Source organism: Mycobacterium seoulense, assembly GCF_010731595.1.
Taxonomy (GTDB): Bacteria; Actinomycetota; Actinomycetes; order Mycobacteriales; family Mycobacteriaceae; genus Mycobacterium; species Mycobacterium seoulense.
In genome coordinates, this window is record NZ_AP022582.1 from 4,237,092 (window position 1) to 4,251,879 (window position 14,788).

General features: G+C 67.4%; 15 protein-coding genes. 7 read left to right on the forward strand and 8 right to left on the reverse strand.

Annotated features, from left to right (window positions below):
* Window positions 1-370: 370 nt before the first annotated feature.
* The 8 genes from rplI to G6N37_RS19675 form a co-directional block, all read right to left on the reverse strand.
* A complete protein-coding gene (gene rplI, locus G6N37_RS19640) occupies window positions 371-829 on the reverse strand; it encodes a 50S ribosomal protein L9 (protein WP_163682958.1) in 459 nt (152 codons plus the stop codon).
* 32 nt (window positions 830-861) lie between these two features.
* Window positions 862-1,116, reverse strand: coding sequence for a 30S ribosomal protein S18 (gene rpsR, locus G6N37_RS19645; protein ID WP_163682960.1), 255 nt, complete (start codon window positions 1,114-1,116; stop codon window positions 862-864).
* 38 nt (window positions 1,117-1,154) lie between these two features.
* Complete coding sequence (locus G6N37_RS19650; RefSeq protein WP_163682962.1) at window positions 1,155-1,673, reverse strand: single-stranded DNA-binding protein; 519 nt, start codon at window positions 1,671-1,673, stop codon at window positions 1,155-1,157.
* A 112-nt stretch (window positions 1,674-1,785) separates the two neighbouring features.
* Window positions 1,786-2,076, reverse strand: a complete 291-nt coding sequence (gene rpsF, locus G6N37_RS19655; RefSeq protein ID WP_036362157.1) for a 30S ribosomal protein S6 — start codon at window positions 2,074-2,076, stop codon at window positions 1,786-1,788.
* A gap of 132 nt (window positions 2,077-2,208) precedes the next feature.
* Window positions 2,209-2,850 (reverse strand): DJ-1/PfpI family protein, encoded by a 642-nt coding sequence (locus tag G6N37_RS19660; protein WP_163682965.1) that lies wholly within the window; start codon window positions 2,848-2,850, stop codon window positions 2,209-2,211.
* Entirely contained in the window at window positions 2,847-4,475 is a 1,629-nt protein-coding gene (locus G6N37_RS19665) for a glycosyltransferase family 87 protein (protein ID WP_163682967.1), read from the reverse strand. Before G6N37_RS19665 ends, G6N37_RS19660 begins: the two co-directional genes overlap by 4 nt.
* On the reverse strand, window positions 4,472-7,027 hold the full coding sequence (locus tag G6N37_RS19670) for a transglycosylase domain-containing protein (protein ID WP_174813853.1): 2,556 nt from the start codon (window positions 7,025-7,027) through the stop codon (window positions 4,472-4,474). The genes G6N37_RS19665 and G6N37_RS19670 overlap by 4 nt, the downstream gene beginning before the upstream one ends.
* A complete protein-coding gene (locus G6N37_RS19675; RefSeq protein ID WP_163682969.1) occupies window positions 7,020-7,454 on the reverse strand; it encodes a DUF5318 family protein in 435 nt (144 codons plus the stop codon). The genes G6N37_RS19670 and G6N37_RS19675 overlap by 8 nt, the downstream gene beginning before the upstream one ends.
* A gap of 122 nt (window positions 7,455-7,576) precedes the next feature.
* Between G6N37_RS19675 and G6N37_RS19680 the strand changes: the two genes are divergently transcribed.
* The 7 genes from G6N37_RS19680 to G6N37_RS19710 all read left to right on the forward strand — a co-directional run bounded on the left by G6N37_RS19680 (window position 7,577) and on the right by G6N37_RS19710 (window position 14,761).
* A complete protein-coding gene (locus tag G6N37_RS19680) occupies window positions 7,577-8,458 on the forward strand; it encodes a DUF1707 SHOCT-like domain-containing protein (RefSeq protein WP_163682970.1) in 882 nt (293 codons plus the stop codon).
* A gap of 157 nt (window positions 8,459-8,615) precedes the next feature.
* The gene (locus tag G6N37_RS19685) at window positions 8,616-9,158 is read left to right on the forward strand and encodes a PadR family transcriptional regulator (protein WP_055399552.1); all 543 of its coding nucleotides are present in this window, start codon (window positions 8,616-8,618) and stop codon (window positions 9,156-9,158) included.
* Between the two features lie 58 nt (window positions 9,159-9,216).
* Window positions 9,217-10,323: an inositol-3-phosphate synthase gene (locus tag G6N37_RS19690; RefSeq protein ID WP_163682973.1), complete on the forward strand. Its 1,107-nt coding sequence runs from the start codon at window positions 9,217-9,219 to the stop codon at window positions 10,321-10,323.
* A 128-nt stretch (window positions 10,324-10,451) separates the two neighbouring features.
* Window positions 10,452-11,579 (forward strand): LLM class flavin-dependent oxidoreductase, encoded by a 1,128-nt coding sequence (locus tag G6N37_RS19695; RefSeq protein WP_163682975.1) that lies wholly within the window; start codon window positions 10,452-10,454, stop codon window positions 11,577-11,579.
* Window positions 11,576-12,745 (forward strand): sulfotransferase family protein, encoded by a 1,170-nt coding sequence (locus tag G6N37_RS19700; RefSeq protein ID WP_163682978.1) that lies wholly within the window; start codon window positions 11,576-11,578, stop codon window positions 12,743-12,745. The genes G6N37_RS19695 and G6N37_RS19700 overlap by 4 nt, the downstream gene beginning before the upstream one ends.
* 1 nt (window position 12,746) lies before the next feature.
* The gene (locus G6N37_RS19705; RefSeq protein WP_163682980.1) at window positions 12,747-13,550 is read left to right on the forward strand and encodes a sugar phosphate isomerase/epimerase family protein; all 804 of its coding nucleotides are present in this window, start codon (window positions 12,747-12,749) and stop codon (window positions 13,548-13,550) included.
* A gap of 2 nt (window positions 13,551-13,552) precedes the next feature.
* Window positions 13,553-14,761: a DUF1214 domain-containing protein gene (locus G6N37_RS19710; RefSeq protein ID WP_163685281.1), complete on the forward strand. Its 1,209-nt coding sequence runs from the start codon at window positions 13,553-13,555 to the stop codon at window positions 14,759-14,761.
* Window positions 14,762-14,788 lie beyond the last annotated feature (27 nt).

The following is a 14,788-nucleotide window of genomic DNA, read 5'->3' on the forward strand; positions in this document are numbered from 1 at the left end:
TGAACCTGTGCATCGTGTGTGCATATCCGTCGACACCTGTGTTGAGTGGGGTGTGGAGAACCTGTGTATGAATTCAAGGGGCTTGAACATCAATGCTGTTAAGGGCCATGTAACGCGACGAATTTGGTGTGGACAAGAATCTCTACGGCGTGTCGTCGCAGGTTACTGCGCCGGGCGTGTTGGCTTTCAGCCATATTTTCGGAGAGTTACGGCAGGGTAAATAGGGTCCCCGAAACACCCCACACCAATAGTTCGCTGGCGTACGCCTCCGCGACCATCGGCGATGCGGGCAGAAAGTATGACCGCAGCGCAACTGAACCCGGCGGCGGCCGATCAGGGCCACCGCCGGGAAAGAGCAAACGTCGGAGGCTTAGCTCTCCGCGACAACCTCGAGAGCGACCTCGACGTCGACCTCGGGATGCAGGTGCACGGACACCGGGTGGGTGCCGACGGCCTTGATGTGCGACTTGGGCAACCGGACGATCCGCTTGTCCAGGTTCGGCCCGCCCGCCTTCTTGATGGCCGCGACGACATCGCCGGAGGTCACCGAGCCGAACAGCTTGCCGGAGTCGGCCGCGGTCCGCACCGGCAGCTGGACGGGGCCCAACCCTTCGATCGCCGTCTTGAGTTCGTTGGCGTGCCCGAGGTCGCGCACCGCCTTGCTTTCGCGGGACCGGCGGATGTCGTCGGCCTGCTTCTGCGCGCCGCGTGAGGCGACGATCGCCAGGCCGCGCGGGAGCAGGAAGTTGCGGCCATAGCCGTCCTTGACCTCGACGGTGTCACCGACGGTACCGAGGTGGTCGACGTCGGCCGTCAGAATCAGCTTCATCGTTGTTCGTACTTTCGCTCAGGCTTCGGCGGCTATCGCGCCGAGGAAGTGAAGGGCAGCAGAGCCACCTCGCGGGCGTTCTTCACCGCGATCGCGATGTCGCGCTGGTGCTGCACGCAGTTGCCGGTGACGCGGCGCGCCCGGATCTTCCCGCGCTCACTGATGTAGGTGCGCAGCAGCGTGGTGTCCTTGTAGTCGATCGATTGATCCTTCTTCGCGCAGAAGACACACTTCCGCGTCTTGACCGGCTTTTCGGGAGCCGGGCGTCGCTTGCTGGACTTGGCCATGACTGTCTTTCTTTCCGTTGCTTACTGTTGAAGTTCTTTCAGAACGGCGGTTCGTCGTCGCCGCCGCCGAAGGACCCGGACGCCGGGGCGCTGCCCCAGGGGTCGTCGGCGGGCGCGGCGCTCGCCGAAGCCGACGCCTGCCGGGACCCGCCTCCGCCGCCGAATCCGCCGCCACCGCCACCGCCGCCGCTGCGGCTGGCCTTGTTCACCTTGGCGGTGGCGTACCGCAGCGAGGGCCCGATCTCGTCGACCTCGACCTCGACGACCGTGCGCTTCTCGCCCTCGCGCGTCTCGAAGGACCGCTGCTTGAGCCGGCCGGTGACGATCACTCGCGCGCCACGGGTGAGGCTCTCCGCCACGTTCTCGGCGGCTTCCCGCCAGATGTTGCAGCGCAGGAAGAGGGCCTCGCCGTCTTTCCATTCCCCGCTCTGGCGGTCATAGATCCGCGGTGTCGACGCGACGGTGAAATTCGCGACGGCGGCACCCGACGGGGTGAACCGCAGTTCGGGGTCGGCGGTCAGGTTTCCGACGACGGTGATAGTGGTGTCACCAGCCACAATTTCCTCCTAGTTCCGCCCTGCTACTCGCTTCTCAGACGGTGGATGGCACGTGTCCTCGCTGAGCCTACGCAAGTCCACCGACGGTGGGCCCGCGACTCAGCCACGGGTGTCAGTGCTTGTCGGTGCGCATCACCTTGGTGCGCAACACCGACTCGTTGAGGCTGAGCTGGCGGTCGAGCTCGGAGACCGTCGCCGGCTCCGCTTTCAGGTCGACGACGACATAGATGCCCTCGGCGTGCTTGGCGATCTCGTAGGCCAGCCGGCGCCGGCCCCAGATGTCGACCTTTTCGACGGTTCCGCCGTCTTTGCGGACGACGTTGAGGAACGTCTCCAGCGACGGAGCAACGGTGCGCTCGTCGAGCGTGGGGTCAAGAATGACCATGATTTCGTAGGGACGCATGGAAACCTCACCACCTCCTCTGGTCTGCACGGCCACGGTCGATCCGTGGCAGGAGGGTCGCCTGCGTCGGCAACCGCCCCAGGCTACCGGATGGGCGGGGTGGCCTCCAAAATTGAGGCGACCCGGAACCGGCTACTGCCGGGCGTTCAGGTATTCGGTGGCCCTGTTCACCGTCGCCTGATCGGCCTTGCCGAGGGAACCGGAATCGAACGGTGGCTGCGGGTCGTATTCGATCAGCAGCTGCGCGGCCTGCGCGCCCTGTCGATCAACCAGGAGCTCAACCAGGCGCAAGGCCATGTCGATGCCGCTGGAGACCCCGGCGGCGGTGATGATCCGCTCCGGCAGGTGCTCGACGACGCGATCCGGCACATACTGGGCGCCCAGCTCGTTGAGCAGGTCTCTGGCGCGCCAATGCGTCGTGGCGGTGAGCCCGTCGAGCAGGCCCGCGGCGGCCAACAACAACGCGCCGGTGCACACCGACGTGGTGAACGTCGTGGTGGGGTGCACGGCTTGCAGCCAGGCGCGGATGGTGTCGTCGTGGATCAGCTGCCGCGTGCCGATCCCGCCGGGAAACAGCACCACGTCCGGCGAGGTGACCTCGTCGAACCGCGCGTCGCAGCACAGCCCGAGCATGCCGTTTTCGGTACGCACCTCGCCGCGGCGGTGACCGATGAACACGACCTCGATCGACGGGACGCGTTGCAGCACCTCGTAGGGGCCCACCGCGTCGAGCGCGGTCACCCGGGGAAACAGCGGGACGGCGACGAGTGTCACGGCACCGCGGGCTCGGCTTCGGGGATCGCGGTGCGGCGCACGCCGGACGGTCGCAGCCGGTCCGGCAGCCAACCCGGCGGGGCGTCGGGGGCGCGGTCGAAGGGGCCGCCCGACGGGTCGTCCACCCGGCCACCCCAGCGCACCAAATCCTCGTCGGGCCGGTAGATCTGGCGGACCACCAGCGCGCACAATGCGACGACGGCGATGTCGCGCAGTAACACGGTCGTGGTGAAGAACTGCTCGGGCAGCGAACGGTTCGGGTTGCCGTACAGGTAGTACATCCGTGGTACCCATACCACCGCGTCGATGGTCATCCACGTCAGCAGGATCCGGCGATGCGGGAGGGCCAGCACCGCAAGCGGCACCAGCCACAACGAGAACTGCGGACTCCACACCTTGTTGGTCAACAGGAAGACGGCCACCACCAAGAACACCAGCTGCGCCAGCCGCGGCCGCTGCGGAGCGGTGAGCGCGACGTATACGATTGCCGCACAACCGATTACGAAAAGCACGGTGACCACGGCGTTCAGCACGGTGGGCGGCTCCCAGAACCCGAGCTTGGGATCGAAACCGCGCCAACCCGTGAACGACTTCACCACGTTGTACACCGAATCCATGTCGTCGCCCCGCCGGGTATTGAGCCGGAAGAACTCCGACCACCCGCGCGGAAACAGCACCAGGACAGGCAGATTCACCAACAACCACGTCGCCGCGGCCGTCCCGGCGGTGCGGGCCAACGCGCGAAAGCGCCCCGTCCGGATCGCCAGAGCCACCATCGGACCGAGGAACAACAGCGGATACAGCTTGGCGGCGGCGCCCAATCCGATCAGCACACCGGCGAGCACCGGTCTGCGCCGCGCCCACGCCAGCAGTCCGGCCATGGCGAATGCCGTTGCCAGCGCGTCGAAGTTGGTGAAGATCTGGAAGATCACCAGCGGCGACGCGGCCACCAGGGCCGCATCCCAGACCCGCCGCCCCGCCAGGCCGGCGGTTGCCCAGACCGTGGCCAGCCACGCCAGCGCCAGGCCGAATGCTGCGACGTTGAAGAACATCACCACCTCGGCGACCACCGGCAAGGGGGCCAGCTTGCTCAGCGCGGTGTAGGTCTTCGCCAGCGCCATGGAGACGTACTGATACATCCCGGTCAGCACCGGATACTCCATGTAACGCACCGCGGGCCGGCCGTCGTAGCGGGTCTGCGGGGTGCCGCCACCGTCGGTCTCGACCCAGCTGGACTTGTACGGAAACTTGCCCTGGCTCAACAACTCCGCGCCGTAGAGCGGAACCGTGTCTGAGTAACACAACTCGTAGTAGGCGCGCTGGTTCTCCCAGTTGGCCACCCGCTGATCGGCCGTTCCGGTGCCGGTGCTCTGCAGGCAGGCCGCCTTCGTCGACCAGCCAAGCGCCAGGAACACCAGGCCGATCATGAACATCACCCGCAGCGGGGTCATCACCCGGGTGCGGCCGATCAGCGCGTGCCGGCCCACCGGTCCCCCGACGACGTCCGCCAGCGCGGCGCCCAACGGGTCGGTGCGGCTCGGGCAATCGCGATTGCCGACGCTACGCAGATCGGCGGCCAGCGGCGCCGGGGAAATGGTGGCGGTCTGCCGCTGAGCCTCGGTCACGGTGGCGGTTGGCCAGGCGGCGGGGCTTGGGGACCACCCGGCGGGACGCCCGGCTCGGGACCGCCGCCGGGCGGCGCCGGCCCGAGAGTGACCGTCGTGGGCGGCCCGACCGGGATGGTGATGCCGGGCGCCACCTCGACGGTGGGCTGAATGACGGTCACCGACGGCTGCGGAGGCGGGGGCGGCGGCGCCGGGACACCCGCGTAGCCGCCGATCTCGGTTGGCTTGGGGAAGGATTCATTGGAGGTGCCCTTCAGGGCGCCGTCCATGGTGGACTTCCAGATGTCCGACGGCAGCCCCGAGCCGTAAACCGGTGCGCCCGAGGCGGTTACCAGCGGCACGTCGCCTTTCGCGGTGCCCACCCAGACGGCCGTCGCCAGCGACGGCGTGTATCCGACCATCCACGCGTCCTTGTCGGCGGTGGTGTCACCGAGCTGCGTGGTGCCCGTCTTGGCCGCCGACGGCCTGCCGCCGGACAGGGCGTGGCCGCGCGAGTAGCTGGCGATCGGCTCCATGGCCGCGGTGACGTTGTCGGCCACGGCCTTCGGGATGCGCTGTTCGCCGTTGTTGTCGGACTTGCTCGCGTCGAAGAGCACCTGGCCGTCGGAGTTGACGACCTTCTGCACGAAGTGCGGCCGGTGATAGAGGCCGGACGCGGCCAGCGTGGCGTATGCCGAGGCCATGTCGATGACCCGGGTCTGGTACTGCCCCAACACAATCCCGTTGTTGGGCGGTCCGCCCTTGCCGTCTTCGGACAGCGTGTGGTCCACGCCGGGGAAGCTGGTCGCGATGCCGGCCTGGTGCGCGGCGTCCGCGACGGCCTGGGGTCCGCCCTTGAGCTTGAGCATCAGCCGGTAATACGAGGTGTTCAACGATTGCTTGAGCGCCTGGGCGATGTTGCACGTCCCGCAGCCCTCGCCGTCGACGTTCGTGATCTTGATGCCGTCGACCGTCAGCGGTGAACTGTCGACCTGGTAACCCAGGCCGATCCCCTGCTCGAGCGCGGCGACCAAGGCGAACACCTTGAACGACGAACCGGTTTGCAGCCCGGCCTGCGCGAAGTCGAAGCCGTTGGCGTCCGTGCCCCCGTAATAGGCGCGGATCGCCCCGTCGTGCGGGTCGACCGACACCACGGCCGATCGCATGTCGGGGTCTTGCCCGTCAAGGTATTTCGAAACCGCCTTCTCGGCGGCCTGCTGTGCCTTCGGGTCGATGGTGGTGGTGACCTGCAAGCCCTGAGTGTTCAGAGTCCGCTCGTCGATGTTGAACAACTCCATCAACTCTTTGGTCACCTGGCGCTCGATCAGCCCGTTGGGCCCCGTCGTCTGGTTCTCCGCGCGCGCCTGATCGGGCGGAACCGTCTGTGGAAACTCCTGCGCGGCGCGGTCGCTGGGTGAGAGCGCCTTGGTCTCCACCATGCCGTCGAGCACCCAGTTCCAGCGCGCGCGGGCCCCCTGCGGGTCGACGGCCGGGTCCAGCGCGGACGGCCGCCGGATCAGGGCCGCCAGCAACGCACCCTCGGAGACGGTGAGCTGCTCGACGGGCTTGTTGAAGTAAGCCTTGGCGGCGGCGGAGATGCCGTAGGCGCCCCGCCCGAAGTAGATGATGTTCAGGTAGGCCTGCAGCACATCGTCTTTCGACCACTCCCCCGACATCTTGGTGGCGATGACGAGTTCCTTGGCCTTGCGCATCAGGCCGCTGACCCCGTGCTGGGCCGACCCCACCAGCGCGTTCTTCACGTACTGCTGGGTGATGGTCGAGCCGCCCTGCAGGTCGCCGTTGCCGAACAGGTTGTTGTCCACCGCCCGCGCGAACCCGCTGAAGTCGAACCCCGGGTTCGAATAGAAATTGCGGTCCTCGGCGGCGATCACCGCCTGGCGCACGTGGACCGGCACCTGGTTGATGTTGACGTCGACCCGATTGCCCTCGGGCGGAATGATTTTGGCGATCTCGGACCCGTCGCTGGCCAGGATGGTGGAGACCTGGTTGGTGCGCAGGTCGCCCGGCTTGGGGATGTCGACGATGAAGTACGCCATGGCGAACGTGACGATCGGCAGGAGCACCAACACCGCAGCCGACAGGTAGGCCGCTCGCCGCACCCACACCCAGTTGATCTGTTGGGTCCAGTGAACGTTGCCCGGCGGCCGTGGCCCGAAGCCGTCGGGTCCGCCGGGCCGTCCACGCGGCCCCGGCGGGGGTGGTGGGCCTTCCGGCGGGCGGCCTGCCCCGCCCGGCCGGTCGCGGCGCGCCGACGACCGGCTGTCCAGCGCGGCCTTGACCTCTTCGAGCGCGTCCCGTTGCAGGGGCGTCGACGGGGGGGCGTCCATTGCGGCTTTGACTTCGTCGACGCTGGGATCGGGCCGGCGGGGTGACCGGTCGTCGACAACCGGCGGCAGGATCGTGGTCAGCCTGTCATCGGGTGGAACGCCCCGGCGGTGCCCACGCGAAGGCGCGTCGCGCGGGCGATCGCCGATTCCATGTCTGCCCACACCTTCAGTCGCCGGCCCGTCCGCGTCGCCCGACGACTGGTTGCGGGGTCCGTCGTTATTCAATGGCCGTTCGCGCGCCGTTGCGCGCCGTCCGCGTAGTCCGGGTGCCCCTGGGCGGAGGCGCGGTGCGCGCCGCGCCGAGCACGTACGACTTGACCAGATGATTCCACTCGCAGGTCCGGCATACCTCCACCACGTGGACGGCGAACTCCTCGAAGCGACTTGCCAGCAGGACCAACTCTTCGGCCGTGCGCGCCGAACCCGACACCGGACCCAGATGCTCACCGAACACCCACGACACCAGCGTCAGCTGCTCCTTGCGGCAGATCGGGCACATGACCTGGCTCGGTTTCCCGTGAAACTTGGCGGCGCGCAGCAGATAAGGGTTCGCGTCACACACCTCGGACACACCCGTGCGGCCCGAGTACACCTCGGCCAGCAGTGCTCGCCGCCGGAGCGCGTAGTCCACCACTTGTCGCTGCAGTCGCACGCCCCCCAGAGTACGTCGCCATCGGCGAGCGCCGATACGCAACCAAAACCGTGGCGGCCCGCGGCGGGTGGTCGGCCGGTGCTTTACCCCCGAACCGGGGACCGGACTCTACGATCATCCCCGTGGCGAAATGGCTCGGGACATCGCTCGCTGGTCGGCCGGCGGCGAGCACCCGCGCGACGGACACCAACCGGCAAGACGCCTGCAAGATCCTCGACAACGCGTTGAACGACGGCCAGCTCTCGATGGAGGAACACCGGGAACGTGTCAGCGCGGCCACCAATGCGGTCACCCTCGGCGACCTGCAGACCCTGGTGACGGACCTGCAGACCGACAGCTCCGCGCTGCCGACGCCGGCGGTCAAGGGCCCGCGGGTGCCGCCGAAGCTCGGCGGCTGGGGCTCGCTCGCCGCCGCCTTCGCCGTGTCGGTGCTGCTCGGCATCGGCATCGGCTGGGGCCTGTACGGCAACACCGGCTCACCGCTGGACTTCACCACCGATCCCGGGGCCAAGCCGGACGGAGTCGGCCCCGTGGTGCTGACCCCGCCCACCCAACTGCATTCGGTCGGCGGGCTTACCGGGCTGCTCGAGCAAACGCGCAAACGGTTCGGCAGTGCCGTCGGGTACCGGCTGGTGATCTACGCGACGTACGCGGTGTTCGACCGGCCGGATCCCTCCGACGACCGCAGGGTGTTGACCTACACCTACCGCGGCGGATGGGGCGACCCCTCCAGTTCCGCCCGGAGCTCCGCCGACGGTCCCGTCGCGGTTGACCTGAGCAAGTTCGACGTCACGGCGACGGTGGGCATTATGCGCGGCGCCCCGCAGACCCTCCGCATGAAGCCGTCGGACGTCAAAACCCAGTACCTGATCATCGAACCGGCGAGCGACCCGACCACGCCCGGCGCCCTGTCGCTATCGCTGTATGTCTCCAGCGACTACGGTAGTGGCTACATCGTCTTCGCAGGTGACGGCACCGTCAAGCAGCTGAACTTGCCGTCTTGACCGACGCATGAGCCGCCGGCGCCCGCCGCGATTCGAATTCGCGAACCCTGACTAACAGCTGACGAACAGCCGGTGGTGTTGTGGCGAATATATCGAGGCGATACGATTACGCGAGGCGTCGAACCGTCGTAACCGATCGTGCAAAGGGGGTGATTCGATGCTGGAGCTCGCCATCCTGGGCCTTCTGATCGAATCGCCGATGCATGGTTACGAGTTGCGCAAGCGACTGACCGGCCTCCTCGGTGCGTTCCGTGCGTTCTCGTACGGTTCGCTGTACCCGGCCCTCCGTCGGATGCAGGCCGAAGGCCTGATCGCCGAGGATGCCGCCCCGGCCGGGACCCCGGTTCGGCGCGCCCGGCGCGTCTACCAGCTAACCGACGAGGGCCGTCGGCGCTTCGGTGAGCTGGTGGCCGACACCGGTCCGCACAACTACACCGACGACGGCTTCGGGGTGCACCTGGCGTTCTTCAACCGGACTCCGGCGGAAGCACGCATGCGCATCCTGGAAGGCCGCCGCCGTCAGGTCGAAGAGCGGCGGGAGGGCTTGCGCGAAGCCGTGGCGCGGGCCAGTAACTCGTTCGACCGTTACACCCGCCAACTTCACCAACTGGGGCTCGAGTCCAGCGAGCGCGAAGTGAAGTGGCTCAACGAGCTCATTGCTGCGGAGCGGGCGATGCCCGGCCTCTCCGAGCAGACGTAAACCCCTGCACGAATCCCATCAGCTGCGAAACAAGGTTATGGAGTTAGGAGAACGCCCTATGAGTGACCACCAGCCGCCGAAGGCGGAAGAGGCGCAGACCGACGTACGAGTCGCCATTGTCGGCGTCGGTAATTGCGCGTCTTCGCTGGTACAGGGCGTCGAGTATTACCAGAACGCGGACGAGAACAGCACCGTCCCCGGTCTGATGCACGTGAAGTTCGGCCAGTACCACGTGCGCGACGTCAAGTTCGTTGCCGCCTTCGACGTGGACGCCAAGAAGGTCGGATTCGACCTGTCCGACGCGATCTTCGCCTCGGAGAACAACACGATCAAGATCGCCGACGTGCCGCCCACCAACGTGACGGTGCAGCGCGGCCCGACCTTGGACGGCATCGGCAAGTATTACGCCGACACCATCGAGCTGTCCGACGCCGAGCCAGTCGACGTGGTCAAGGTGCTCAAGGAGAACAACGTCGACGTGCTGGTCTCCTACCTGCCCGTGGGCTCGGAAGAGGCCGACAAGTTCTACGCCCAGTGCGCCATCGACGCCGGCGTGGCGTTCGTCAACGCGCTGCCGGTGTTCATCGCCTCGGACCCGGTGTGGGCCAAGAAGTTCGCCGACGCCGGTGTCCCGATCGTCGGCGACGACATCAAGAGCCAGGTCGGCGCCACCATCACCCACCGCGTGATGGCCAAGCTGTTCGAGGACCGCGGTGTGCAACTGGACCGCACCATGCAGCTCAACGTGGGCGGCAACATGGACTTCCTCAACATGCTCGAGCGCGAGCGGCTGGAGTCCAAGAAGATCTCCAAGACACAGGCGGTCACCTCCAACCTGCAGCGGGAGTTCAAGACCAAGGACGTGCACATCGGCCCGTCCGACCACGTCGGCTGGCTCGACGACCGCAAGTGGGCCTACGTGCGGCTCGAGGGTCGCGCGTTCGGCGACGTGCCGCTGAACCTCGAGTACAAGCTCGAGGTGTGGGACTCGCCGAACTCCGCGGGTGTCATCATCGACGCGGTGCGCGCGGCCAAGATCGCCAAGGACCGCGGCATCGGCGGCCCGGTGATCCCGGCGTCGGCCTACCTGATGAAGAGCCCGCCGCAGCAGCTGCCCGACGACGTCGCGCGCACCCAGCTCGAAGAATTCATCATCGAAGGCTGAAGTCTCTTCAGTCCGCGGGCGTAACGCCTCGGCGATTTCCACCTCTGGAATTGCCACGGCGTTACGCTCGCGGCCGCTGGAGCCATTTCGGCCCACGGGGCTGTGCGAGTGCTTAGCATCATCTCTCGATGACCGTTCAGCCCGCCGCGTTCCTGCGCACGACCCTGCCGCTGGACCTGTCCCGGCTCGCGGAGTTGGACAGCGGCCGGTACCACTCGATCTGGCTGCCCGACCACATGGTCAGCTTCTGGCCCGACGCCATCTGGACTCCCGAGTTCACCGACCTGGCCACCGCATCCCCGTCGCCGCACCGCCACCTCGACGGGCTGGCGGTGGCCGCGGCGGCCGCCGTCCTGACCGAGAACGTTCCGCTCGTCAGCGCCGTCGTCGACACCGTGCGCCGCCACCCCAGCATGCTGGCCCAGACCGCGCTCACGATCGACCACCTCGCCAAGGGGCGTTTCATCCTGGGCCTGGGCAGCGGCGAGAGCGAGAACACCCTGCCCTACGGCTTCGACTTCTCCCGGCCGGTCAGCCGCTTCGAGGAAGCGCTGACGGTGATCCGGCTGCTCTGGCAGAGCGACGGCCCGGTCGATTTCGACGGGCAGTTCTACACCCTGCGCCATGCCCGGCTGGACACCGAGCCCTACGCGGGCCGGCCGCCGCAGATCTGGATCGGCGCCAGTGGCCCGCGGATGCTGGACATCGCCGGCCGGCACGCCGACGGGTGGTGGCCCGCCGGCGCCTGGACGCCGGAGCACTATGCCGAAATGCTCGCCGCGGTCAGGCAATCGGCCGAACGCGCCGGCCGCGATCCGCAGGCGATCACGCCGTGCTTCATCCAGGTCTGTCTGATCGGCGAGGACGAGGACGCCCTCGCCGACATCCTCCAAGCGCCCCTGGTCAAGGCGTTCCTGCTGCAGGTATCAGCGGACACGTTGCGCGACTTCGGATTTGAGCACCCGATGGGCGATCGGTGGCGCGGATTCCAAGACATCGACCCGGCGGTGCTCACCCGCGACCGGATCCTGGAATTCCTCGACAAAGCGCGGCCCGAGATGGTGCTGGCCGCCGTCCCGCACGGGACGCCGAAGCAGGTTGCCAAGGTCGTCAAGACCTACGTGGACGCCGGACTGCGCGTCCCCAAGATCCTGGACTACGGCGCGATGGCCGGCCTGAGATATGCCGAGGCTTCGGCGGCCAACGTGCGCGCCGCCGAAGACGAACTCATGCGGCTGTGCGGAGGGTCGTCGTGACGACGCCCCTGTGCGCCGCCCAGCTGCTTGCCGACGCGCAGGCCGAGACGGGACTGCGCGACTACGGCGATCCCACCTTCCCGCAACGCTTCACCGTCGCCGTCGACCACCTCAACGGCCTGGGCATGAACACCGAGGGCAACCGGCAGGCGGCGCAGGTGTGCCGCTGGCTGCTGACGTCGCGTCTGGAATTCATCGAAGACCGCAACCGCTACCCGATCGCCGACGAGGTGATCGACGAGCCGATGTTCGTCACGGGCGAACCCCGTTCGGGCACAACGCTCATGCACGCCCTGATGTCCGTCGATCCGTCAGCCCGGGCGCTGCGCTTCTGGGAAGTGATGTACCCGTCACCGCCGCCGGGTCTGGCCGGTCCCGACGACGACCGCCGGGAGCGGGCCGACGCGGACTGGCGGGAGATCAACGCCAAGCTGCCCAAGTGGCTGCACAGCCACCCGTACAACGACATGCTGGGTGACGGCCTGCCCGAGGACGAGCGCACCTGGGCGTTCGACTTCCGCGTGATGACGCCCACCGCCTGGTGGCGAGTGCCCATGCAGTCGCTGGTCGGCGGCCTGGCCACCGATCCGACGGCGCAATATCGCCTACACAAGGCCATGCTGCAACAGCTGCAATATAGCCGGCCGCGAAAATTCTGGGTGCTCAAGGGTTTTCATGGATTTCGGCTCAAGGAACTCTTCGACGCCTATCCGGACGCGCACCTGGTGTGGCTGCACCGCGACCCCGTCCAAGTCGCGGCGTCACGCACGATGATGATGGCCGACATCGCCGAGGGCATCGTCGGTCCGGTCGACCTGCATGCCGAAGCGAAGAGGCACCTCGAGATGACCCGCGCCAGTATCGCCAACACGATGAGCAATCCGTTGGTCGACGATCCGCGCATCCTGCATGTGCGCTACGCCGACTTCGTCGCCGACCACATCGGCACCGTGCGGCGCTACTACCAGTTCTGCGGCCGCGAGCTGTCGGACGACGCCGAATCGGCGATGCGTGCCTACCTGGCCAACAATCGTGGCGACCGCTACGGCAAATTCACGTACTCCACCCGACTGCTGACCGACATCGGCGAAGACCTCGATGCCCTGCACGAGGAATTCCGGGCATTCCGAGAGCGATTCGGCGTCGCCATCGAGAACCGCGCCTGACATGCCCGGCCCACACCACCGTCTGTCGGTGCACAATGTCACCTTCCAAGGCGAGTCGCTGGCCGAACTGGAAGCTCATTGGGCAGCGCTTGGCGTCTCCCGGCTGAGCATCCTGGACAGCCAGCTGCTCGAGCCGCACTTCCCGATGCTGTTGCACGGCAACGCATATTCCGTGGAGGCCGTCTATCACCTCTTCGCCGGCGGCAGGCTGTCGAGCGAGACGCGCGCCGCGCGTGATGCGCTGTCCACTGTGATCGACGCCGCTGCCGCTGTCGGGGCCCGCACCGTATACCTACTGACCGGCGGGCGCGGTGACCTCACCTGGGCGCAGGCCGCGGACCGATTTTGCGCCATGGTCGCGCCCTGCGTGGCGCAGGCCAAGGCGGCCGGGGTGGCGCTGGCCATCGAGAATGCGTCCAGCCTCTACGCCGACATTCACCTTGCCCACACCCTGCGCGACACCGTCACGCTGGCCGAGATGGGCGGCCTGAGTGTCTGCATCGACGTATTCCACTGTTGGGCCGAGGGGGATTTCGAGGCTATGGTGCAGCGGGCGTTACCGCGAACGGCGCTGATCCAGCTGAGCGACTATGTGCTCGGTGACCGGGCGCTGCCGGCCAGGGCGGTGCCCGGCGATGGCACGATTCCGCTGGAAGCGTTCGTCACCCAAGCGCTCGCCGGCGACTACTCCCGCGGTTTCGACCTGGAACTGATCGGTCCGCGGATCGACCGCGAGGGGCACCTGGAATCCGCCCGGCGCGCATGTGATGTCCTCAGCGCGATGCTCGAGAGACTGGGTGCGTGAGCATGGCCTTCGGTGACGGTCCCGACGACGCGGCGCTGCAGCAGGCTTGGTCTGAATTCTGCGCGCGGCTACAGAAAGCGGGCGAGCAGGTCTTCAAGCAGGCCAACCCGGCGTCGGGCGCGCAGCGGGTCGATGCCTATCGGTTTCTCACCCAAAACCTCGGCCAGGCCTTCGATCTGGCGCTCGAAACGCGCGACACCCGCTACCCGGTTCTGCACACCTTCTGCGGCCCGACCCGCAAGCTCGGCGGCGACTGCGCCGACTTCACCTACCAGCAGGCGTGGATCGACGGGCAGTCGACGTACCGGCTCGCGGGGACCCGTGGCACCGCAAGGTTCCTCAACATCACGGTCCACGGGCCACGTACGCCCGGCCCGGGCGTGCTGCACGAACCGTTCGGTGACATCCCGGAGGGCAATCTGCTCGGTCATCAGCTCCAGATCGACCCCGACGGCGAATTCGAGCTCTACATCGGCGGACCCGAGCGCGGGCCGAACTGGCTGCCCACCACGGCCGAGTCGCGGAAACTGTTCATTCGGCAGGGTTTCGACCGCTGGGACGAGCTGCCGGCGCAGCTTCGCATCGAGCGGATCGACATGGCCTCCCCCAAGCCGTTGCCCTCGCCCACCGAAATGGTCGAGGCGATGCGCTGGGCCGGCGAGTTCGTCACCGGCCTGATGGCCGACTGGCCCGAGTTTCCCTTCACCTACGGCGGCGTCGACGCCAACCGCCCCAACGTCTTCCCGCAAATCGCCGCGACCGACGCCGATACCCGGCGCGGCCGCGCGGCCGCCAACATGTATTGGGAACTCGCGGACGACGAGGCGCTGATCGTCGAGTTCGGCGCCCACGACGGGTTGTGGATGCTGAGCAACATGGGCGTCTTCTTCAACAGCATGGATTACCTGTACCGGCCGGTGAGCTACACGCCGAGCCGCACGCAGGCCGACGCCGACGGCCGCGTTCGTCTCGTCATGGCCCATCGTGATCCGGGCGTTCGCAACTGGCTCGACACCCAGGGCTTCGCGCGCGGCAACCTGACCTACCGGCACATGCTCGAGGGCGAGCCCGCCGCGCTGAACACTAGGGTTCTCAAGCACGACGAAGTGCTCGCCGCCCTACCCCCGGACACCGCCATGGTCAGCCCTGCCGAACGCACCGCCGCGATGTGGGAGCGCTTCCACGGCATTCGCCGTCGTTACGTCCTTTAGACGCCGGCGCTAGTGTCTTAGCTCGTG